The organism is Peribacillus muralis (genome assembly GCF_001645685.2).
GTDB lineage: Bacteria > Bacillota > Bacilli > Bacillales > DSM-1321 > Peribacillus > Peribacillus muralis_A.
This window is the reverse complement of record NZ_CP017080.1, coordinates 273,881-295,000: the sequence shown is the minus strand read 5'-3', so window position 1 is coordinate 295,000 and position 21,120 is coordinate 273,881. Positions and strand designations below refer to the sequence as shown.

Genomic DNA, 21,120 nt, shown 5'->3' with positions numbered 1-21,120 from the left:
AAATGGCTGGGCTAGAAGGGATCGAACCTTCGCATGACGGAATCAAAATCCGTTGCCTTACCGCTTGGCTATAGCCCAATGATCTGTGATGATTAACAGCCAGGTTAATATTATATCACAAAAATTTCATTTTAGCAATTGTTTTAAAAAAAATGGCGGTCCCGACGGGAATCGAACCCGCGATCTCCTGCGTGACAGGCAGGCATGTTAACCGCTACACCACGGGACCATGTTATATGTAAGAAAGTGACCCATACGGGATTCGAACCCGTGTTACCGCCGTGAAAGGGCGGTGTCTTAACCGCTTGACCAATGGGCCTTGATTATAATATGTAACTGGCGGAGAAGGAGGGATTTGAACCCTCGCGCCGCTTACGCGACCTACACCCTTAGCAGGGGCGCCTCTTCAGCCTCTTGAGTACTTCCCCAAAAAAATGGCTCCGCAGGTAGGACTCGAACCTACGACCGTTCGGTTAACAGCCGAATGCTCTACCACTGAGCTACTGCGGAATAATGTAAATGGGTTCCTTTTTCATGCTCAAGGACCTTCGTGGTTGTCGTGAAGAACAAGTTGTTATCTTGTCGACTCTTATGATTATAAAGAGGTTACAACTTAAAGTCAAGAGTTCTTTTGTGTTTTTTTATATTTTTGATTCACCCTCCAAAAACCCTTGATAACTCAAGGTTCCACGGCATTTACCACAAACGAAACGCGAAGTGTCGATTCGCTTTCTTCTCATATATACCTGGTGACAGTCTTCACATTTATATTGGATTGTATTCATTTTTCTCTTTATCTGATTTGATGGCAATGGAGTGCAGAATCTTGGAGCACCCACTTTATTGAGTAAAAGCTTGAAGTCCGCATCACGATGCTGATACCCCTTCTTCCCGATATGAAGGTGGTAATGGCATAATTCATGCTTTATGATCCCGATCATTTCATCCATCCCGCGTTCATCAAGATACTTCTTATTGATTTCTATATTATGTGAATGCAGCAAGTAACGGCCACCTGTCGTCCGAAGGCGCGGATTAAAACTGGCAAGGTGTGTAAATCTTTTATTAAAGTATTCCACAGAAATTTCTTCGACTAGCTTTTGCAAATCCCGATTTTTCATTTCCCCCTCCTATTCCCTGGTAACAGGACAACCCATTATAACATAGACTAATAATACAATAGGAGACTAAAGGAGGAAAAGCTATGCCTAATTGGTTCCAAAATCAAATCCGTAAAGCCTTTCATGACAAGGATTATTATCAAGTGAAGATGTTGAATCAATGCTGGTTTTTTTATCAAAGAAAAGAGAGCCCCCGGTTGTAAAATTGCAAAAAAACTCCCTCTAATTAAAGAAGGAGCCTGCCGCGGGCTAGTTTTGTTCCTTTGGCTGGAGCATCGTTAAAGATACCCTTTGCTTTTGGGCGTCGACTTGCTCGACCCAAACCGTCACTACATCCCCAACGGCAACTACATCCAGCGGGTGCTTAACGAACCGATTGCTCAGTTTTGATATATGCACCAGCCCATCCTGTTTAACACCAATATCCACAAACGCGCCGAAATCCACTACATTCCTCACTGTACCTTGCAATTCCATCCCAACTTGTAGATCCTCCATTTTCAGCACATCCTGCTTAAGCAGTGGTTTTGATAATTCATCACGAGGATCTCTTCCCGGCTTCAGTAAATCCTCAATGATATCTTTAATCGTAATTTCCCCTATTTCCAATTCATCGACCAATTGAGCTGGATTTAATTTGATTAATTCCTCATTCAATGCCTCACTGCCTAAATCCCGTGATGTGAATCCCATTTTCTTCAACAGTTTATTCACGGCACCATAGTTCTCGGGATGAATTGCGGTCTGGTCCAAAGGTTCATCGCCATTGATGATGCGCAGAAACCCTATGCACTGTTCATACGTTTTGGATCCAAGACGGGGTATTTTCTTCAATTCTTTCCTGCTTGAAAACTTCCCTTCCGTTTCCCTTTTCTTGACGATATTTTGAGCAACGGATTTTGATAAACCAGCTACATATTGTAATAGGGAAGATGAAGCGGTATTGACGTTCACCCCCACTTGGTTAACAGCTGTTTCCACTACAAAAGAGAGGGATCCCGCCAGCTTTTTCTGGGAAACATCATGTTGATATTGGCCTACCCCAACTGATTGGGGATCGATTTTAACAAGTTCCGCGAGGGGATCTTGAAGCCTTCTTCCTATCGACACGGCACTTCTCTGTTCCACTTGCAGATCCGGAAACTCTTCACGGGCAATGTCCGAGGCAGAATACACACTGGCTCCCGCTTCATTGACGATAATATAAGAGACATTGGCGTTCACTTCTTTTAAAATATCTGCAACGAATTGCTCTGATTCACGTGATGCCGTCCCATTGCCGATCGCTACAATCTCAACCGAGAACCGTTCGATTATCTCAATCGTTTTTTCTCTTGCAGCCTGAAGCTTGGCAGCAGGCGGATGAGGATATATTACACTGATGTCCAGCACCTTACCCGTTTCATCAATGACAGCCAATTTACAGCCCGTTCGGTAAGCGGGATCGAGGGCAAGTACCACTTTCCCCTTGAGCGGAGGCTGAAGAAGCAGATTACGCAAGTTTTCCGAAAAAATATGAATGGCCTGATCCTCGGCTTTTTCAGTCAGTTCTTTTCTGATTTCCCGCTCAACCGACGGCATGATCAAACGTTTGAGTCCATCTTCAATCGCAGTTTTAAGAACATCCTTTGCTTCAGAATGGACATTTTTGATGATTTTGCGCTCAAGATGTCCGATGATGATTTCAGTTCGCGGTTGAAGCGATATCCGCAATACCTCTTCCTTTTCACCTCTATTAAGTGCCAAAACCCGGTGCGGTACGATCCTTTGCACCGGCTCCTCGTATTCATAATACATTTCAAAGATTCTTTTCTCGTCCTTATCTTGATTCTTAACAACGGAAACCACTTTTCCAGCTTTGAAAATCTCGGCCCTTATCCACTTCCTCAATTCTGCATCATCGGAAATATGTTCAGCAATTATATCCTGCGCTCCTGCAATAGCCTCTTCAATAGAAGGAACTTCTTTTTCTGCTGATATGAATTCCGCGGCTTTTTCATTGACCCGGGCGTCCAAATGGCATTCAAGCAGCCAACTGGAGAATGGTTCAAGCCCCTTTTCTTTCGCGACTGTGGCTTTCGTCCTTCTTTTTTGCTTGAATGGCCTATATAAATCCTCCACTTCCTGCAATTTTGCCGCCTTTTCGATTTGCCTTTTCAATTCATCCGTCAATTTTCCCTGTTCCCCGATCGAACGTGTAACTTCCACTTTCCTCTGGCCAAGATTCTCTAGATAATTCCACCTTTCCATAATCGAACGGATCTGAACTTCATCGAGCGAGCCTGTCATTTCTTTTCTATAGCGGGCAATAAAAGGGACCGTATTCCCTTCCTGCAGCATTTGTATCACGTTTTGAACTTGGTGATTTTTCAAACTTAGTTCATTGGATATTTGTTTAATCAATTCTTTCAACGTATCTTCCATAACGATCATAACGTTTCCCTCCACCCTTTCGAACTCATATATACAGTCTAGCAAATCAGGAATGAAGTTGCGAACTCCATACAAAAAAAGCTCACTTCCGAATTACAGCGAAAGTAAGCTTCCTAAAATGAATGTCGTATCGTCTGCAGTTGCTGGACTGCTTTCCAAAATGTCTTTAGCATTCAGAACGATGGGAGCCTGCCTTTTTAAAAAAGATTTAGCTCCCTTAAGTTCAAGGCCATCCGAATGAAGAATGAATTTTGCATTTGGTTCATACTTGTATCTTTCCGTCCTGTATTTTTGCTTCCTGCCCGATAGATATCCTGTAACAGGCAACGGGTAAACAAGCTTGTCGACCTTGGGATTATACAGAAAAAAACGGATGTTACCTACGGAACTATATACAAATTCATTCTTCTCGTAAAAAATTTTCAAAATGGATACGGCCGCTCCCCGCTTGTCGATCAAAACCTGATTGCATACGGCCATCAGTGATTCGACATCCAACTCATGATTGCGCTTGACTTCCTCGATGACAGCATGGGAGGATTCGTAAGCATATTTTCCACTGCCCAGCCCATCTGCCAAAACACATACAAAATATTCTTCCGTATCAAGAAAAAAGTAGTCATCACCGCAATAAACCATCCCGTTTTTAGAGGTCTGGGAGGCAAGGATTTCAATTCTTTTTTCTTTGAGAATATCTTTGATCACTGAATTAACTCCGAGTTTTCAGCGTTAATCGCCTCTTGAAGTTTCTTGATAGCACGGCGCTGGAGTCTCGACACATGCATTTGGGAAATTCCAAGTTTATCACCGGCTTCTTTTTGGCTTAAATTCTCTAAATAGGTGTGCTGGATGATCATCTTTTCACGGTCACTCAAAACGTGAAGCACCTTTTCAAGAACAAGTCGCTGATTGACCCTTTCAAAACCTTCATCCACATTACCAAATATATCAAGCAAGGTGACGGTACCGCCATCGGAATCCGCTTCAATGGAATGATCGACAGATAAAGCTTGATAGCTTTTCCCCATCTCCATCGCTTCCAGAACCTCTTCCTCGGTCACACCTATGCTATCGGCTATTTCATCGATTCTTGGCGAACGGTGCAATGTCGTCGTCAGTTCCTCGACCGTCACCCTGATTTTCGGTCCAAGTTCCTTTATCCTTCTTGGTACATGGACACTCCAGGTTTTGTCACGTAAAAACCTTTTGATTTCACCGATTATCGTAGGTACGGCAAACGCTTCAAAGCTTTTGCCGAAGGATTCATCATATCGTCTGATGGCACCTAATAAACCAATCATTCCGACTTGAGAAATATCCTCCTGAAACGACTTGCCTTTTGCGTACTTACGTGAGATCGTTTCAACCAAACCTTTGTAATGGATGACTAAATTGCTTTGCGCTTCATCATCCTGGTTTTGCTGATACGCTCTAATCCATTCATTTACTTGTTCTTTTTGTGCCTGATTAGGTTGAGACTGTTTTTGCATCCATCTCCACCTGCTCTCCTTCTAAGAACTTAGTCATAAAAACAGTAACCCCGTCATGCTGATGGATTTTCACATCGTCCATCAGTGTTTCAATGAGGTAAAGACCCAAGCCGCCTTCTCTCATGAGCTCGACCTTTTGCCCATTCTCGTACGGACCGAGACCTTGGCGAACCTCTTCGAAATTACAGCTCTTACCACTATCAGAAACCATGACCTCCAAACGATCTGGATAAAGGCCAAAGCTAACCTTCACTTCACCTTTTTCGGAATCTTTATATGCATGCTGAACCGCATTCGTACATGCTTCACTTGTAGCGATCTTCAAATCCTCGATTTCCTCATAGGCAAACCCCATCCGACTGCCTATTCCAGAAAGTGTTAAACGAATGACACCGATGAACTCGGGTTTTGCAGGTATTTTCATTTCGATGTAATCATATACTTGACTCATTCTAACCCACCCTCTGTACCACTTTTTATATCAATGATATCTGCAAGACCCGTAATATCAAATAACCGTCGTAGCCTTTCTGATAAACCAACTAAAGTGAATTCGCCATTATTTGCCCTGACACTTTTAAATGCACCGACAAATACTCCAAGACCTGTGCTATCCATGTAGGAGACCTCGCTCAAATCGATGATGATCTTGACGTTTTCCCGCTCTGATATCGGAAATAGTGATTCTCTTAGCTTCGGCGCAGTATAAGCATCGATTTCACCTTTTAGTTTTACTATAAATTCAGTATTCAATTCATTGACATCTACTGTTATATTCATCCTTGACCCACCTCTTCAAATCCTCTTCATTCTTATATCTATACCCAGAGAAAAAAATGCTAAACATTCGATTTTAAAATTATTAAGGTGAAATCATCCCTTAGCTGAAAGTTCTGCATTTTCTCCAATTGCTTATAAATATTATTCACCATTTCCTGGGCTTGCAAATGCATATTCTTCTTAATGAAACCAATTAGTGTATCTCTTTCTATAAACCCATCATTCGTCCGGCACTCCGTTACCCCGTCAGATAGTAAGATGATCATGTCTCCACGATTGACCGTCTTTTCATATTGGCGGTACCTGGTTTTTTTATCGACTCCAAGCAAAAGTCCTTTCGCGTCCAAATCGCTAAAAGTTCCCGAAGCGGCATCATAATAAAAACCCGGTTCATGGCCAGCCGAAGCATAGGAGAATTTCCTATCATGCGGATCATACAATCCATAGAACATCGTTATGAACATGCTGGGATCCACATTATGCTCGACGACGCGGTTCAAGCTCTCAAGCACGTTGTTCGGTTCATGACGGTGCTCAGGAAGACTATCCATTGCATATTTAATCATGGACATGCACAAGGCCGCAGGAATCCCTTTGCCGATGACATCGGCTATCCCCACTCCGATACGCTCGTTTTCATCTTGGACGAAGTGATAATAATCTCCATTCATCTGTCTGGCAGGAACACTGATCGCCCCAATTTCAAGAGCCTTAATATCAGGTATTTCCGTTCCCAAAAGCGTATGCTGAACATTTGCGGCGATTTCTATTTCCGTTTTCAATTCCTGCTGTTGATGCCTAAGGCTTTGATGCTCGCGGTAGGCAATCCCATATCCCATCATGACTTCAAGCAGGAAATCGAACGAATCCACCACTTTCCCGGGTAGATCAGGGTATAGTTCCATTAAGTTATTTTTATGCATACTGATGATCTCTTCTGGAGATATATTATATTTTATATGTAGGCGGCTGATCTTTTGCCCTTGGTAGAGTGCCTGCTCATTCTGGTCTTTAAGATAAGTAGAAAGCGCCTCATGATACTTTTTCTCCATGTTCTCCCTATTATCCATAGTCCCCCCCTAACGGAGCCATTTCGTAGCGATGATCGTAGTCCCTTCACCTGGTATCGATTCGATATCGAAGTCATCCATTAGGCGTTTGGCTCCAGGAAGGCCTGCACCCAATCCCCCTGAAGTGGTATACCCATCTTCCATGACCCTGCGGATGTCCTCGATTCCCGGCCCCTGGTCCTCTGCAATGATTTTCAATCCCGACTTCCCATTTTTATTTAGCTTTTCTATGCTTACACTGCCTTGTCCGGCATATAGGTATATATTTCTGGCCAACTCGCTTATAGCCGTTGTGATCCTGGCCTGATCTACAGTCCCGAATCCCAACTCTTTAGCCACATTCCTTCCAAGCTGCCTTGCAGCTACTATGTCCCATTCGTTAATTATTTTTACGCAGGATTGGAACTCCATTCTTTAATCCCCCAATTCCTGTTGTAATTTCTCCAGGCCTTTCTCTAAATCTAATGCTGTCATAACATCATCAAGACTGATTCCAAGTTCAATCAATGTTATGGCAACAGCTGGCTGGATTCCCGTAATTACAACCTTTGCCCCCATGAGCTTGGACATGCTAAAGACATCGCCCAATACCTTTGCGATAAAAGAATCTATAAAATCTATCGAGGTAATATCTATGACAACGCCGTTGGCGCTTGTTTCATGGATCTTATGCAGTAAATCCTCTTGAAATTGCAGGGCGGTTACATCATCCAATTCCCATTGTATCGAGACCAACAAGCAGTCATAAAGCTTTAATATCGGAATCCTCATACTTATCCCTCCACCTCTACAATCTTGCGGCTCGTTAATTCCAATGCAACTTCAATTCCCTTTTTCAAAGTATTTTTAGTAATCACTTCATTTAGATTAATCCCAAGATTAACGATGGTTTGGGCTATTTCCGGCCGTATTCCGCAAAGTATGCATTTAGCTCCCACCAAGCGGACCGCTTCCGCTGCCTGGATGATATGATGGGCAACCATTGTATCCACTACCGGCACACCCGTAATATCAATAAGGACGACTTCGGATCTATGCTTAACGACACCGGTCAAGAGGTTTTCCATTATCTGCTTGGCACGTTCCGTATCAATGGTGCCTATCAGCGGCATGACCGTAATGCCCTCCAATACAGGAATGAGCGGTGCCGAAAGCTCCTGCAAGGCTATTCTCTGCATCGATACTGTTCTTTCCCAAGTTTGCGTATATATATTGACGATTTCATTATTAATCGGTGTGGCCCATTTATCCAAATGATTAACAAGATTGACTTGATTATCCGGAGTCACCAGCCCCTTGTCGACCATTCCATTAATGACAATCAACGTGAATTTATGAAGTCCTTCATTGACGAAAGTAAGAGGCCATCCCAATTGGACGACTTTCTCTGCAAAATCTGAAAGCTTCAATGAGAATTCCTTGTTTTTACTATCAACATTCGTGATGATCATATCTATAAATTCACTGCTCGTTTGCGTGAACATCCGATCAGAGACAACCTTTATTAATCTTTCGTCCGCACTTTCCTTCATGATATCCATCCACTCAGTCAGGATGTAATCTTGATTTTGCTTAATGAAATCGTAAACCAATTGATTCATAATATCCTCCCATTCTAACACAATTGCTATGTTTTCCTGTCCTCGTCACAAGGATGTTAACTAACTGTAATGATAGTTCCATCTAACTTTTCACTTAAGTATAGCATTGCAATTTTGTTTTCACTTTAAATATTTGCAACATAACTTTATACCCAATACCTGAGTGAAAAAAACATATTTCAAAGAAAAACGAGCAGTTCAACACAAAAAACCAAGACGGCTCTGTTTGATTCTAATCGTATATTATTTTTATTCGTCAATTTTTTTGAATTTCCTGCTGTAAAGGCCTATACATACTTAATTATCGCACGAAGGTAAGCTGCTGGCCCCTTATTGTGCACATGAAAAAAAACACGATTCCTTCATCAGGAATCGTGCCATCTAAATAACATCAAATAAGATTTGTATTATAATAACGCCCGCGTTAACGGGAAAACTTTTCTCTAAAACTCAATGAGACCCAAACTGATTTGTAAAGCTTCATTGACTTTTTGCATCATAGGTTCGTCAAGATGCGTAATTTTATCAGTTAAGCGCTGCTTGTCGATCGTCCTGATCTGCTCCAATAAAATGACGGAATCTCGCTCGAATCCATACTTCTTTGCATTGATCTCAACATGTGTTGGCAATTTCGCTTTTTGAATTTGAGCTGTAATGGCTGCCACGATCACAGTCGGACTAAAGCGATTACCTATATCGTTTTGTAAAATCAATACCGGACGGGTTCCGCCTTGCTCTGAACCGACTACCGGGGAAAGGTCTGCGAAGTATACGTCACCACGCTTAACAACAATCAATGGCTCAGCCTCCGCTAACTAATCGTTCAACGCAATGACCAGCCTCGAATTCAGCCTGAAAAGCTTCAGAAGCAATCGTTAAATTAATGGCCGCCATTTCAATATAACCGCGTTTCATCGATTCACGGAACTCTTTCTTTTTACGTTCACGAAGATACATTTTTGTGGCACGATAAATAAATTCACTGCGATTCACATTTTCTTCACTCGCATACCCATCTAGTTCAGTTAAAAAATTTTGAGGTAATCGAATTAATATCTCTCTTGTTGCGCTGGATTCAGACACAAACATACACCTCCACCATCACTACACACCTTTATTATATATCCTTTTCAATATTACCATTAAAATTCCTATCTGCAAAGAGTATATTCTATTCTCCATCCTATTATCAGCATAATAAAGGAAATCTTATTCACAATCTTAGGATTTTTTTACAATCCGATCATTCCAAGATGAAGTTGCGGATATGTTTTTTCTGATTATCTTTTATATATACGCGAGGCACCCTTGCTCCTATCATACAGGTCACCTCATAATTGATCGTTTCCAGTTTGGCCGCTATCTCATCCACGGTGATCGATTCAACCCCGTCATCGCCTATGAGTGTAACCTCTGTCCCAACAGGGAATGACCTTGGGAGCTTGATCATGCACTGATCCATGCAAATCCGGCCGACAATCGGCACCCTCATACCTTCTATAAGCACTTCCTGACCTTGAAGCTTGCGAATCCACCCGTCAGCATAACCAATCGGCAAGGTTCCGATCCATTCTTTTCCTTGTGCCGTATAGGTCGCGCCGTAACTTACACTTTCACCTTCCACAAGCTGTTTAACCGCGACCAACTTCGTTTTTAATGAGATGGACTGTTGTAATGGGAATGGCAATAACGGCTTCATTTCCATCGAAGGGCTTAATCCGTACATGGAAATTCCCATCCTAACCGCATTCCATATTGGATCGGCAAACCTTAGAGATGCTGCACTATTCGCAGCATGGATATATTCCGGCCGTTCCGTCAACTCAGCAAGCATCGCTTTAAATACAGCAAGCTGTTTTTCATAGAGATCTGTCTTCAGTTCGTCTGCCGTTGCGAAATGAGTGAATATCCCTTGAAAGTTAAAGCATGGTTCCCGCATTAACAAACCTTCCACTTTCATCAGCTGGCTTTTATCGCGTATACCAATTCTCCCCATACCGCTATCCACTTTCACATGAACTTGCAGGACTTGTCCCGGTTTAAGCTGAGCCTTTGCGCTTTCCAGCCAAGCTTCATCAAAAGCTGTCACGGAAATCCCTTGCTCTGCGGCAAGCGCTGCACTTTCAGGCCTGGAGGCCCCTAGAACCAAGATGGGCGCCGTAATCCCTTTTTTTCGTAAAGACAGAGCCTCATCCAAGAAGGCTACGCTTAAAAAATCAGCCCCCGCTTCAAGCGCCGTTTTCGCCACATCATAATCGCCGTGGCCATAAGCATTCGCTTTGACGACAGCAAAAAGGCTAACGTCATTTCTTAGTCTTGTTTTCATTGAAGAAATATTTTTATAAATATGGTCCAAATTCACTTCTGCCCACGTATCTCGATGAAATATTTTCGTTTCCAAGCCATTTCCTTCTTTCTCATGCTTACAATAAGATTCTTCCACTATCGAAGTTTACGTTTTCATCATACGACCATTTTATAACCAACCGTTGTAAAGATAAAGCGCTTTTTCACTAAAGCAGATCCCCACCATTGAAAGCATTTAAAATGATAACAAGCTGCTTTCCCGCCTACTATTCCTCGAAGAAACCTTCATAAGGAGACGGGAAACATCAGCTTGTTTGCACACCTATTTGACTGGATCTCCCCCAACGGAACGGGCCACTTCGACCATCTCTTCCTGGGTCAAATCCTTTGATGCAAGCATATAATCCACACCTTCAAACGTCCACGAAATCGTATTTCCAGTCATTGCTCCAACTGTATAACCTAAATCAACCGGATCGCCATTCACATTCGTCGAAACGGAAGTTTGGACCACTTCAGCTTTTTCCTGGACCAATGTAAAGCTTTTTGTGCCCTCATATGTCAAAACGACACGTTCCCCATCATTATCGGTCTTGATTTCCTTTTCTTCCGTCAAGCTCATATCACCAATATTTTCTGGGTATTTCACGGCAAAGCCTTCATTTTGGACTTCGGCCATCACAGGCGCTTCAAGCTGTGCGCTTGTCATGTTTTTCTTCATGTCAAATGAATCCTTATCAAAAGTCGTATCGAATTTCACTTTTGAAAATTCAACAAGGACCAATGCCGTTTTATCAGGGTCCATGACCTTTACACTGGCAGGAGATAAGTCCTTTTTGTTTATAGTAATCTCTTGATAAGGTAGCATTTTATTGTTTTGGTAGCGTGTTTTCGTCTCAAAGACATAATGTTTATCCGTTTCTTTATATGTTGCACTTTTATCTTCCGTAATGTCTTTCACCAACGACTCGAATAAATAAGCCTGACTGCTGTTCTCCGGCCATTCACTTTGAAATTTAAAGCTTTTGTTCAAAGCGGGCGTCAACACGTACACACCATCATCATTCTTCAAAATCATCTGGCTTTGATCCTTCTCCTCATTTTTTAGATTTACGCGGTAAAAGGAAGGGTCCTTATGCCAGATCTCCACATTATACACTTGAGGTTCGGTGCCCATCTTCAATGTCATCTTCGCATTAGCTTTATATCCCTTCATTTCGCCAAGCTTCTCATTCAATTCACTCACTACATCACCCTGTGATTTTTGGCCGCAAGCAGAAAGAGCAAGCAAGAGCATGATCCCTGCAAAAAGCATTAACATCTTCTTCATCTTTTCAACCCCTTTTTGTCATTTGAACGTAAAAGGGAGAGGAAAAGGCAGGATCCGGACATTGGCTCGATTGATGTCTTAGAGTCCTCAGTATTTTAGACGCGGACCAAATCGGTCCTGCTAAAAACCTTTCATAGAGCACCCACTCTGCCATGTACCTTTTACCGGGCCTTGTCTCCCTATAGCACTAAATGTATATGAGACAACCTTAAGGTTTATGACCTGATTGGACAAAACTCAATCCACCCTCTCAATGATGACCTGGGCAACCGCATAATCACGACTGTGGCTGATCGACAGATGTACCCCATTTGAAAACGGCTTGGAGATGACCGGCTTTCCTTTGCCATCTGCACTTATTTCGATATCCAAGAAGGATAAGTGCTTTCCGATCCCTGTACCGTAAGCTTTTGAAAAAGCCTCCTTCGCAGCAAAACGCCCAGCAAAATATTCAATTTTCCTTCTCCCATTCAGCCCTTCAAAAATCAAGATTTCTTTTTCTGTCAATATGCGCTCCTTCAAACGCGGTTGCCGTTCAATCAATGTTTCCATTCTTGCCAACTCCGTTATGTCCACGCCGATACCTTTGATCACTTCGACACCTCTTCTATTAAATTGATACGCTGCATAGTATTAGGAGGAAACTTTTATCTAAAGATGATAATATTGTTCCTAATTAAAATGATGATAAGGAGGAACTTATGTTTACAAGAACAGAAAGCTTCCGCGAATATGCAACGACCTTCCGAGCTGTGACTGTGCTCATTCTCATCATGATGTTCGTTTTCGTTCTCGTCCTTTTCCCCATAATTCCCGGAAATTTACTTTTCTATTATGGCTCAGGTGTAAATTTATTCATCAATGATGGACAATGGTGGAGATTGGTCACCCCGATTTTTCTACATAGTACGTTCACTCATTTACTGTTCAATGGCTTCTCGCTTGCCATCTTCGGACCAGCCCTCGAGAAGTTTCTCGGTTCCTTTAAATTCTTGCTTTTCTTTTTATCTACCGGGATATTGGCCAATATCGCGACCTTCTTATTTAAGCCGCTCACATATACCCACATAGGTGCCAGCGGTGCAATTTTCGGATTACTCGGCTTCTTCCTTTACCTAGTGCTATTCAATAAAAACTATTTTACGAGCAACGAAAGGAATACCGTCTATACGCTGACCGGAATCGCCATCATCATGACCTTCATCCAGCCGCAGATCAATGTTGTCGGTCACTTGGCCGGCCTGGCAACAGGCATTTTAACCGCACCTCTATATTGGAGGAATAAATGGTAGGAAAAACAGCCGACTCTTTGCATTCCGTCATTGGGTGTCGACTGCTTTTTTCGGTACATACCAAGATTCAATGGCTTGGCAGTCGTTTTCCGCTACATCCGTGACCACTCCTACCCTGGAATGAACTCCAGACTTAATCGAGGCTGAAATCGTGGCCAATTCTTTTCGGCTCTGAAACCAGCTTCTTTTAAAGGAAATGGATTGAATCCTGCTTCTTTGCATGATCAAGGTTTGTTTAGAGAATAGACGACTGCTTAAAAGCAATAAATCTCCATCTATATTCCAACCCGCATCCCTATATTGCATGTATGCCCAAAGGATCCCCAACGGCAATAACAGCAGGGACAGGAATCCCCAAGGCCTGAAAACCCAAGACAAGACCCCTATGATCGGGATGATAAAAGCGGCTTTACGAAAAAAGTAGCGTGAAAGGGCCCGTTTAGGTATCGGGGTCATTTCAGTCATTGTTTGATAATCTGGTAAAATTTCACCTAACGTTCCATGTAAATGTTTTTTCTTGATAAAAGGGAAAAGCATGATGGTTAAGCTTTCTTTATCTTCCACACTTCCTCCAGCGTATTCAAGGTAAACAGTCGCAAATCCCAACGGTTTTCGAACCAAGTTCTCGATGATGCGGATTCCTTGTATTTTATGGACAGGGATGGTCAACTGCCTTTTCTCGAGAAGCCCTCTGGAAATGATGAGTTCCTCCTCCGTTTTCATCACGGTAAAAGAAGCATATTTGATGACCATGCTTAATGTTGCCAGTACATAAACCGCCAATAAGCCGGTTATGGCAAAAGAGGTCAAGATAACGGTTCCCATCCCAATAAAGTCTTCATAGTTCTTAAATATCCGCCCAAAAGGGATGATTTCATCAAACTGTGAAATAAAAGCGATTGCGCCGGACAAAAAGACCCCTACCGCTCCCGAGGTGGCAGCCATGAATACTAATTGCGGCAGCGTCTGCTTATAAACGGAAGGAGCTATCATGGTTTCTTCCTTACCTGCCCATCCTTCTTGCTCCATTCCAGAAGGATCACACACTTTATTGTTTTTTTCGACGCTTATGAACGCATTGATCCGCTCGGCATCGCTTTTGTTGATTGCCGATAAAACCGCATCAGCCTGGGTTCCCCCTGCCGTTTCAATATTGACTTTAACAAGCCGGAACATCTGTTGGATTATGCCCTCCGAAATATCGATGCTATGAATCCGATCAAGCTTGATATATCGTTTCTTCCTTACGAACACCCCAGACTCGATTCTAAACTCGCCATCTTCTATGCGATAAGTAAAGCGCAGCCATTGAAGAAATGCACGAACGATCAGGAAAAGGACAATAATGGAAACAGCTAACGGCTGTACCCAGCCAGGAATGCCTTCATTCCTTCCAGGAATAAAGATCACCAACATAAAAGGAAGAACTAACTCCTTGATTGATTTCAGGATATTTAGCAATACAGCTATGGGGTGGAGCCTTTTAGGTTCAGACATCTTCCTCCTCCACACTGGCCATCCTGGAAATGTACCGCCTTAATTCATCTGCCTCTGCAAGATCGAGAGCTGGTATTACATGCATGGTCGCCGCAGTGGAAATCTCAACGGAGGCCAAATCATATTTTCTCAACAAAGGTCCTTGCTTCGTTTCGACATGCTGAACCCGAACCATCGGTATGAGCGTTCTTTTAATGACAAGAATACCGCTTTGGATATCAATGTCGGTATTACGTACTTCATAACGCCATCTTTTCCATTTCACTAAAGGCATCAAGAAGATGGACAAGTACGATTGGATGATCGAAATGATGGACAATGCCCCAATAATCCAATACGGCCAATCAAATAAGATGGTAAGCACGAGTACGGCAATTACTATTATCCAAGTGATTGAACAGCCTATAATTCCGCTGATTCTCCAAACGGTCAGCGCCTTATTCGAGATACGATTTTCCGGTTCCATGAGCTCTCCTTCTGCATAGGGATATATTTGAATGCACCTTCATCCAGCCTGCGCTCTTTTCTCCATTATACTATAATTTTCCCATGTCAATAAATCCGGATTTTTGGAATGTCCCTTTCAAAAATTCCCGAAGGAGCTGTACTTACACATAAAAAAATGCCGCTCAGGTGAGCGGCATTCCTACTTGAAATTATATTTTATTTGATTTTTCTCTTTTTTGGCTTGTGCTGCGATTACCGTAACCATTGGATTTACGGTTTGAACTTGGGCGTTTGTTTGATCCGCTGCCGTAATCTTTTCTGCCTGAAGAACTGCGGCCATTGCGCTGTCTGTTGTTGGAAGAACTGCTTCCCCCGCGATTGCGACGCATTGGAGATGGAGATTCTTCGGTTAACTTGATCGGCGTTTGGTCCGGTTCTTTCGTCATTGATTTAAGCATGGCTGCCACTAGGTCCGCCGCACTGTGCTTTTGCAATAAATCTTCCGCTTGACCAAGATATAATGTTAAATCATCATTCTCGATTGTGGAAAGGATTTTTTCAGTAACCGCTTTTTGTTGACCTTCCAAAGCTTCAGTCAATGTAGGAGTTTTAAGTTTTTCCATACGTTTTTTCGTTGTATGTTCAACTGCATGCAGTTGACCTCTTTCTCTTGGTGTTACAAATGTAATCGCAATACCGTGTTTACCCGCACGACCTGTACGTCCAATACGGTGAACATAGCTTTCAGGATCTTGAGGGATATCAAAGTTATATACGTGTGTTACGCCGGAAATATCCAGACCACGAGCAGCTACATCAGTAGCAACGAGTACATCGATGCTGCGGTCTTTGAATTTTTTCAATACGGAAAGACGTTTAGCCTGGCTAAGGTCACCATGAATTCCCTCAGCCATATAGCCGCGAATATTCAAGGCAGAAGCCAATTCATCGACACGGCGCTTCGTACGTCCGAAGACAATCGCAAGATCCGGTGTTTGAATGTCAAAAAGGCGAGCTAGTGTATCGAATTTTTCACTTTCTTTTAGTTCCAAGTAATATTGCTCGATGCGATCCACTGTCATTTCTTTCGCTTTTACACGTACAAGAACTGGCTCATGCATGAATCTTTCAGCAATTTTACGGATTGGATCAGGCATTGTCGCTGAGAAAAGCAATGTTTGCCTTTCATCAGGAACCGTCGAAAGGATTGATTCGATATCCTCAATGAATCCCATGTTAAGCATTTCATCCGCTTCATCAAGAACTACGGTATGAACTCCGCCCAATTTAATGTTTTTACGTTTGATATGGTCTAAAAGACGACCAGGTGTACCAACGATAATATGTGGTTTTTTCTTCAGTGCACGGATTTGACGGTCGATGTCTTGTCCACCGTAAACCGCTAAAACACGAGCGCGCTTTCCGTAACCAAGCTTGAAAAGTTCTTCAGAAACTTGAATGGCAAGCTCACGTGTAGGCGCGATGACGATTCCTTGCACGTTTTCATTGCTAATATCGATATTCTCCATCAAAGGGATGCCGAATGCTGCCGTTTTACCTGTTCCCGTCTGCGCTTGACCGATGATATCTTTACCTTCAAGTGCTAGAGGAATCGTTTGGGACTGAATAGGGCTTGCTTCTTCGAATCCCATTTTTTCTATTGATTTCATAGACGTTCTATCTAATCCTAATTCGCTAAACAAAGTCAATGTTTTCGTACTCCTTTTATATCGTAAATTTACACGTGCATTCAAGAATGATGCACAGATGTTTAGTTCAAATCCTCATCATCATGACGGATGTTCTACTTTATCTCTTATGAAAAAGTTTATCATTATCACCTAAAAGTATGTCTGCCTTTTAGTTCAAATGAACTCAATATGATTTTTTAAAAAGGAAATACACCAGTACGAGCATTCACTGGCATTTTTAACTTCGCGCACGTGTAGAATTATTTTTAACATACGCTCATCTTTTTAAAAGTACATGTAACCAAAATTAAATTCAATATGGAAAATTAAAAGTAGCATAAACGGGTGTTTCACCGTTTTATTCAGGTGAGGGCTGCTGCACCTTATTCAACAGACTTAAAAAAGACTGCATGAACAAAACTTGACGAGAGCCAAGATTCTTATACAAAACAGGCCCGGTGCGTTGAGGATTTGCAGAAGTGGAAAAGCGCTAAAATGCGGCTTGATTCCCTATTAGCTACTAAAGCCGCCAAGAGATGCAGCTTTTATATATGACCAGACGCGCGGCCTATTTAATCTAAAATAATCTCAAGAATGAACTCATGAAACATGTAAGAACATACAATTTTGTTGCCTCAACCAGATTAATTAAATTAATCATCAATGATAAGACATTTAAACTTATACTTCATATTACCATTTTCAAACTGTTATTGCAATAAAGGATATCGACCCATTCCTCGTTCCTAACAACTTTACATTAATTTAAAGATTGGGAAAGTCGATATCAGCCATGCAGATTCTGCTCCGCGGCCCGTTCTGGAAGTTGATGTTACATTCTCTTTTGGAGCTGTAAAACGACTTGATTCATTATAGGTTCCCATACTTACTATATCCCAATATAAGAAGATGGATTCTTTATTGATTAAGCCAATATCGACGTTATTTATACTTACTGAAGAATGTTTTTCTATATGATATGTATTTCCTCCAAATAGTTTCTATGTAAAGAACATCCCGGTTTAAGCCCTATCCCTTTTCATCAATTCTTAGGCCTTCCAGCATGCATTTGTATATATATTCAACTTTTATAAAAAAATGATAAAAAAATGCTTGGATTACAGTATGATTGACCTATAAACCTAATACATAGGAGGTTGCATGAATATTTACTCATTAGATACACCTGCATGCAAGGAATTTAGCCTGTTGTTAAAAAAAATGAATATGACAGTCACCTTTTTGGATAATCCAGACGAACAAAAATATTTATTCCAGGAATCGACGGATCTGATGCAAACCTTATTCATTTTGCCTTTGCACATTTCAAAAGATTCCTGGCAGCAAACGGCTTTGGTTGCCATTGCCGAATCCCTTGAAATTCCCATTTTATTCATTTACAAACGAACCAAGGAAATGAAGAATCCTCCGGCATTACCTAAAAGGACCTTTTATCTAACCATTCCCATCCCTTCTGATCCGGTTGAAGTCAGCATCAAATTAAACTCCCTGAAAAATATCAGTATGCATCTGTTCTCTTTTAAGATGAAGGGCCAGGAACTCGAAAAGATCAATCAAAAATCTGCAAGCAGTCTGCGAATCGCAAGGGAGTTTCAAGATTTTTGCTTGCCTACACCCATTGAAAATAATCAAATCGAGATCACAGGGCTTTCCCAGCCTTCCGGTGAATTGTCAGGCGATCTATTTTACTGGACCGAGTTGAGTGAAGGGAAATACGCCTTCATCATGACCGATATGTACGGAAAAGGCATTCATACAGCGCTTATACAAATGTCCATCCGCACTTTGATGCCCGAGCTGATCAAACGGGTAAGGGACCCTATCGCCATAACCAAGGAATTGAATAAGCATATGAAGGGATTATCCCAAGGAATGCATATGGCCGATACAATTAACGCCTGCTTTTCAGCCTTCATTGCATACATCAATACAAAGGATCGATTCATTGAGTATGTGAACTGCGGCCATTTCCCAGCCCTTTTCCATAGTCCGGACACCAATCTTACCCTCCGGCTAAGTGAAGAGGGTGCTCCAATAGGCCTCATTCCGAATATACCGATAAAAAAAGTAGTGTTCCACTACGAACCTGGAAGCCGATTCATCATCTATTCAGATGGCCTTTGTAAAACACCTAGCCCTTCCGGCACTGACCGATCTGAGGGCATCGAGAAGGAATTCATCGATAATGCCCATCTTTCTACGCACGACCTTCTACAGGAGCTCCTGCTATCAAGAATGAGGCATTCCGAAATTGATGATGATATCAGCATCATTGCCGGCACACTTTTTTAGGGGTGATAATGGACAGATCCGCAGGTACTATGACCACCGCTCAGATGCGGTCGACATGAAGAGGCTCCTCGGATTCCTTTGGATGAGCAATTGACTGAAGTGAAACGAAATGGTCCATGTCCAATGCCTATCCTATAAGTGTTATAAATCTAAAAAAGGCTGCAGACATACTCTTAGCGAGATTGTCTGCAGCTTAGGGCCGCTTCTATAAGGTTTTTTATAGATTCTTACTTCTGTAAAGCCTGAACGACTTCCTCCAGCCTCATGCCCCTGGAAGCTTTCACCAGAATGATGTCATTTACTTGTGTCGATGCTTCCAGCTCCGCTATAAGCTTCTGTTTATCTTGGAAGGAACGAACATTTTCTTTAGAAAAAGCCTCGCTCGCCCCCTTGCCAATAAACTCGGCTAAAGGACCATACGTGAAAACCTTATCAATCCGGTCACTGGAAATCAATTCACCAATTTTCAAGTGAAAATCTTTTTCCTGCGGTCCGAGCTCCAGCATATCTCCCAAAACGAGTATCTTCTTCTCGAAACCGGATAAACCCTCAATCAATTCGACAGCAGCCTTGACGGAAGTTGGACTCGCATTATACGCGTCATTGATGATCTTCTGCCCTTTTGCACCCTCGACCATCTCCATCCTCATGTTGGTTAACTGAATGGCTGAGAGGCCCATACGAATAGATGAATCATCCACACCAAATTCCTTTGCAGCCAAAATCGCAGCCAACGCATTAAGAACGTTATGATGACCTAAAACGGGTATTGCATATTCAGCTTCCGTTCCATCACACGCGATAGTGAATGTTGTGCTATCCGCCCCTTGTGTGATCAGCTGTGGAAATAGGTCATTTTGTTCGGTGCGTCCAAAAGATATTACCTTCATATCAGGGAAATCCCTTTTGATCCGATTGCGAAGTAGAGGCTCATCTCCGTGATAAATCAGCACACCTTCCTCCGCCAAGCCTTCGACGATCTCGAGCTTTGCATTCGCAATTTCCTCACGTGACCCCAAATCCAATAAGTGTGATTCACCAATATTGGTAATGATGGCTACATCAGGCTTTGCCATGTTGGATAAAAACTCAATTTCACCGCGGCTGCTCATTCCCATCTCCAAAACGGCAGCTTCCGTATTCTCTTCAATCGACAGTACCGTTAGTGGCAAACCAAGATGATTATTGAAGTTACCACTCGTTTTATGGACTTTGTACGTGGTGGCAAGCAGCGCAGCCGTCATATCCTTCGTCGTGGTTTTTCCATTGCTTCCTGTAATTCCCACGACCTTTATATTCAGTTCGGAACGGTAGGAACGCGCTAGTTCCTGCAATGCTTTTTCAGTATTCTCGACAATGATTAGCGGTAGATCATTAGGTGGATTCGGTACATCCTTTTGCCAAAAAGAGGCTGCCGCCCCATCCGCCAAAGCCTGTTTGACATACTGGTGCCCGTCAACTTGCGCACCCTTGAGCGGAACGAACAAACATCCTTCTTTAATTGTTCTTGAATCGATTGTAACCCCTTGAATTACTCTGGATTGAAATGGAGTGATATCATTCAATCCCCCTGCCATTTCATGCACTTGTTTTAACGTTCTCTTTATCATTTTGTTCCTCCTACATTCTTTGAAACGTTATCCGCTCTCCTACCCATTAACCAAATGAAGCAGAAACCAGTAAATTGCCGGCTCCTGCTAATTTGGACCTCTCAAAAAAGGATCATTTGACGGGTTTTGGAAGATGAA

At 42.3% G+C, this 21,120-nt stretch carries 22 protein-coding genes and 5 tRNA genes; 3 read left to right on the top strand and 24 right to left on the bottom strand.

All coding sequences use genetic code 11. The annotated features are described in order from the left end of the window. Positions 1 to 3: 3 nt before the first annotated feature. From ABE28_RS01470 to ABE28_RS01445, 6 genes are all read right to left on the bottom strand, one after another. Positions 4 to 78 (bottom strand) — tRNA-Gln (locus ABE28_RS01470). Between the two features lie 75 nt (positions 79 to 153). Next, positions 154 to 229, bottom strand: a tRNA-Asp gene (locus tag ABE28_RS01465). A gap of 18 nt (positions 230 to 247) precedes the next feature. After that, positions 248 to 319 (bottom strand) — tRNA-Glu (locus tag ABE28_RS01460). Positions 320 to 337: 18 nt separating this feature from the next. Further along, positions 338 to 428, bottom strand: a tRNA-Ser gene (locus ABE28_RS01455). A gap of 7 nt (positions 429 to 435) precedes the next feature. Further along, positions 436 to 510, bottom strand: a tRNA-Asn gene (locus ABE28_RS01450). Positions 511 to 641: 131 nt separating this feature from the next. Then, complete coding sequence (locus ABE28_RS01445) at positions 642 to 1,121, bottom strand: SprT family protein (protein WP_064462219.1); 480 nt, start codon at positions 1,119 to 1,121, stop codon at positions 642 to 644. 83 nt (positions 1,122 to 1,204) lie between these two features. Here ABE28_RS01445 and cmpA point away from each other — a divergent pair, with 83 nt between their 5' ends. Beyond that, the gene (gene cmpA, locus ABE28_RS24805; protein WP_156775661.1) at positions 1,205 to 1,324 is read left to right on the top strand and encodes a cortex morphogenetic protein CmpA; all 120 of its coding nucleotides are present in this window, start codon (positions 1,205 to 1,207) and stop codon (positions 1,322 to 1,324) included. Between the two features lie 46 nt (positions 1,325 to 1,370). Here cmpA and ABE28_RS01440 read toward each other — a convergent pair whose 3' ends face one another. The 14 genes from ABE28_RS01440 to acpS all read right to left on the bottom strand — a co-directional run bounded on the left by ABE28_RS01440 (position 1,371) and on the right by acpS (position 12,726). Further along, positions 1,371 to 3,545 carry a Tex family protein gene (locus tag ABE28_RS01440; protein WP_064462243.1) on the bottom strand — a complete coding sequence of 725 codons (2,175 nt, stop codon included), beginning with the start codon at positions 3,543 to 3,545 and terminating at the stop codon, positions 1,371 to 1,373. A 102-nt stretch (positions 3,546 to 3,647) separates the two neighbouring features. Beyond that, positions 3,648 to 4,259, bottom strand: coding sequence for a SpoIIE family protein phosphatase (locus ABE28_RS01435; protein ID WP_306807321.1), 612 nt, complete (start codon positions 4,257 to 4,259; stop codon positions 3,648 to 3,650). Next, positions 4,256 to 5,044, bottom strand: a complete 789-nt coding sequence (gene sigB, locus ABE28_RS01430; protein ID WP_064462220.1) for an RNA polymerase sigma factor SigB — start codon at positions 5,042 to 5,044, stop codon at positions 4,256 to 4,258. Before sigB ends, ABE28_RS01435 begins: the two co-directional genes overlap by 4 nt. Continuing rightward, entirely contained in the window at positions 5,022 to 5,495 is a 474-nt protein-coding gene (gene rsbW / locus ABE28_RS01425; RefSeq protein WP_057915601.1) for an anti-sigma B factor RsbW, read from the bottom strand. Before rsbW ends, sigB begins: the two co-directional genes overlap by 23 nt. Next, positions 5,492 to 5,824, bottom strand: coding sequence for an anti-sigma factor antagonist (locus tag ABE28_RS01420; RefSeq protein WP_064462221.1), 333 nt, complete (start codon positions 5,822 to 5,824; stop codon positions 5,492 to 5,494). Before ABE28_RS01420 ends, rsbW begins: the two co-directional genes overlap by 4 nt. A gap of 59 nt (positions 5,825 to 5,883) precedes the next feature. After that, on the bottom strand, positions 5,884 to 6,894 hold the full coding sequence (locus ABE28_RS01415) for a PP2C family protein-serine/threonine phosphatase (RefSeq protein WP_064462222.1): 1,011 nt from the start codon (positions 6,892 to 6,894) through the stop codon (positions 5,884 to 5,886). 9 nt (positions 6,895 to 6,903) lie between these two features. Beyond that, the gene (locus tag ABE28_RS01410; RefSeq protein WP_064462223.1) at positions 6,904 to 7,305 is read right to left on the bottom strand and encodes an anti-sigma regulatory factor; all 402 of its coding nucleotides are present in this window, start codon (positions 7,303 to 7,305) and stop codon (positions 6,904 to 6,906) included. A gap of 3 nt (positions 7,306 to 7,308) precedes the next feature. Continuing rightward, entirely contained in the window at positions 7,309 to 7,665 is a 357-nt protein-coding gene (locus ABE28_RS01405) for an STAS domain-containing protein (RefSeq protein WP_061143976.1), read from the bottom strand. Positions 7,666 to 7,667: 2 nt separating this feature from the next. Next, the gene (locus tag ABE28_RS01400) at positions 7,668 to 8,495 is read right to left on the bottom strand and encodes an RsbT co-antagonist protein RsbRA (protein ID WP_064462224.1); all 828 of its coding nucleotides are present in this window, start codon (positions 8,493 to 8,495) and stop codon (positions 7,668 to 7,670) included. Between the two features lie 443 nt (positions 8,496 to 8,938). After that, positions 8,939 to 9,289, bottom strand: a complete 351-nt coding sequence (locus tag ABE28_RS01395) for a type II toxin-antitoxin system PemK/MazF family toxin (protein ID WP_034306610.1) — start codon at positions 9,287 to 9,289, stop codon at positions 8,939 to 8,941. Positions 9,290 to 9,296: 7 nt separating this feature from the next. After that, on the bottom strand, positions 9,297 to 9,578 hold the full coding sequence (locus tag ABE28_RS01390; RefSeq protein WP_034306380.1) for a CopG family ribbon-helix-helix protein: 282 nt from the start codon (positions 9,576 to 9,578) through the stop codon (positions 9,297 to 9,299). A gap of 160 nt (positions 9,579 to 9,738) precedes the next feature. Next, entirely contained in the window at positions 9,739 to 10,896 is a 1,158-nt protein-coding gene (alr, locus tag ABE28_RS01385; protein ID WP_064462225.1) for an alanine racemase, read from the bottom strand. Between the two features lie 228 nt (positions 10,897 to 11,124). After that, complete coding sequence (locus tag ABE28_RS01380) at positions 11,125 to 12,132, bottom strand: LolA family protein (protein ID WP_064462226.1); 1,008 nt, start codon at positions 12,130 to 12,132, stop codon at positions 11,125 to 11,127. A 237-nt stretch (positions 12,133 to 12,369) separates the two neighbouring features. After that, entirely contained in the window at positions 12,370 to 12,726 is a 357-nt protein-coding gene (acpS, locus tag ABE28_RS01375) for a holo-ACP synthase (protein WP_064462227.1), read from the bottom strand. A 107-nt stretch (positions 12,727 to 12,833) separates the two neighbouring features. Here acpS and ABE28_RS01370 point away from each other — a divergent pair, with 107 nt between their 5' ends. After that, positions 12,834 to 13,424 (top strand): rhomboid family intramembrane serine protease, encoded by a 591-nt coding sequence (locus tag ABE28_RS01370; protein ID WP_064462228.1) that lies wholly within the window; start codon positions 12,834 to 12,836, stop codon positions 13,422 to 13,424. Between the two features lie 27 nt (positions 13,425 to 13,451). Here the strand turns inward: ABE28_RS01370 and ABE28_RS01365 are convergent, their stop codons facing one another. The 3 genes from ABE28_RS01365 to ABE28_RS01355 all read right to left on the bottom strand — a co-directional run bounded on the left by ABE28_RS01365 (position 13,452) and on the right by ABE28_RS01355 (position 17,038). Beyond that, a complete protein-coding gene (locus ABE28_RS01365) occupies positions 13,452 to 14,921 on the bottom strand; it encodes a PH domain-containing protein (protein ID WP_064462229.1) in 1,470 nt (489 codons plus the stop codon). After that, positions 14,914 to 15,387, bottom strand: a complete 474-nt coding sequence (locus ABE28_RS01360; RefSeq protein WP_064462230.1) for a PH domain-containing protein — start codon at positions 15,385 to 15,387, stop codon at positions 14,914 to 14,916. The genes ABE28_RS01365 and ABE28_RS01360 overlap by 8 nt, the downstream gene beginning before the upstream one ends. Positions 15,388 to 15,577: 190 nt before the next feature. Further along, positions 15,578 to 17,038, bottom strand: a complete 1,461-nt coding sequence (locus ABE28_RS01355) for a degradosome RNA helicase CshA (protein ID WP_306807320.1) — start codon at positions 17,036 to 17,038, stop codon at positions 15,578 to 15,580. A 1,182-nt stretch (positions 17,039 to 18,220) separates the two neighbouring features. Between ABE28_RS01355 and ABE28_RS01350 the strand changes: the two genes are divergently transcribed. After that, positions 18,221 to 19,372 (top strand): PP2C family protein-serine/threonine phosphatase, encoded by a 1,152-nt coding sequence (locus ABE28_RS01350; protein ID WP_064462232.1) that lies wholly within the window; start codon positions 18,221 to 18,223, stop codon positions 19,370 to 19,372. A gap of 227 nt (positions 19,373 to 19,599) precedes the next feature. On the opposite strand, the gene ABE28_RS01345 is transcribed toward ABE28_RS01350, so the two are convergent. Then, positions 19,600 to 20,982, bottom strand: a complete 1,383-nt coding sequence (locus ABE28_RS01345) for a UDP-N-acetylmuramoyl-tripeptide--D-alanyl-D-alanine ligase (protein WP_064462233.1) — start codon at positions 20,980 to 20,982, stop codon at positions 19,600 to 19,602. Between the last annotated feature and the right edge of the window lie 138 nt (positions 20,983 to 21,120).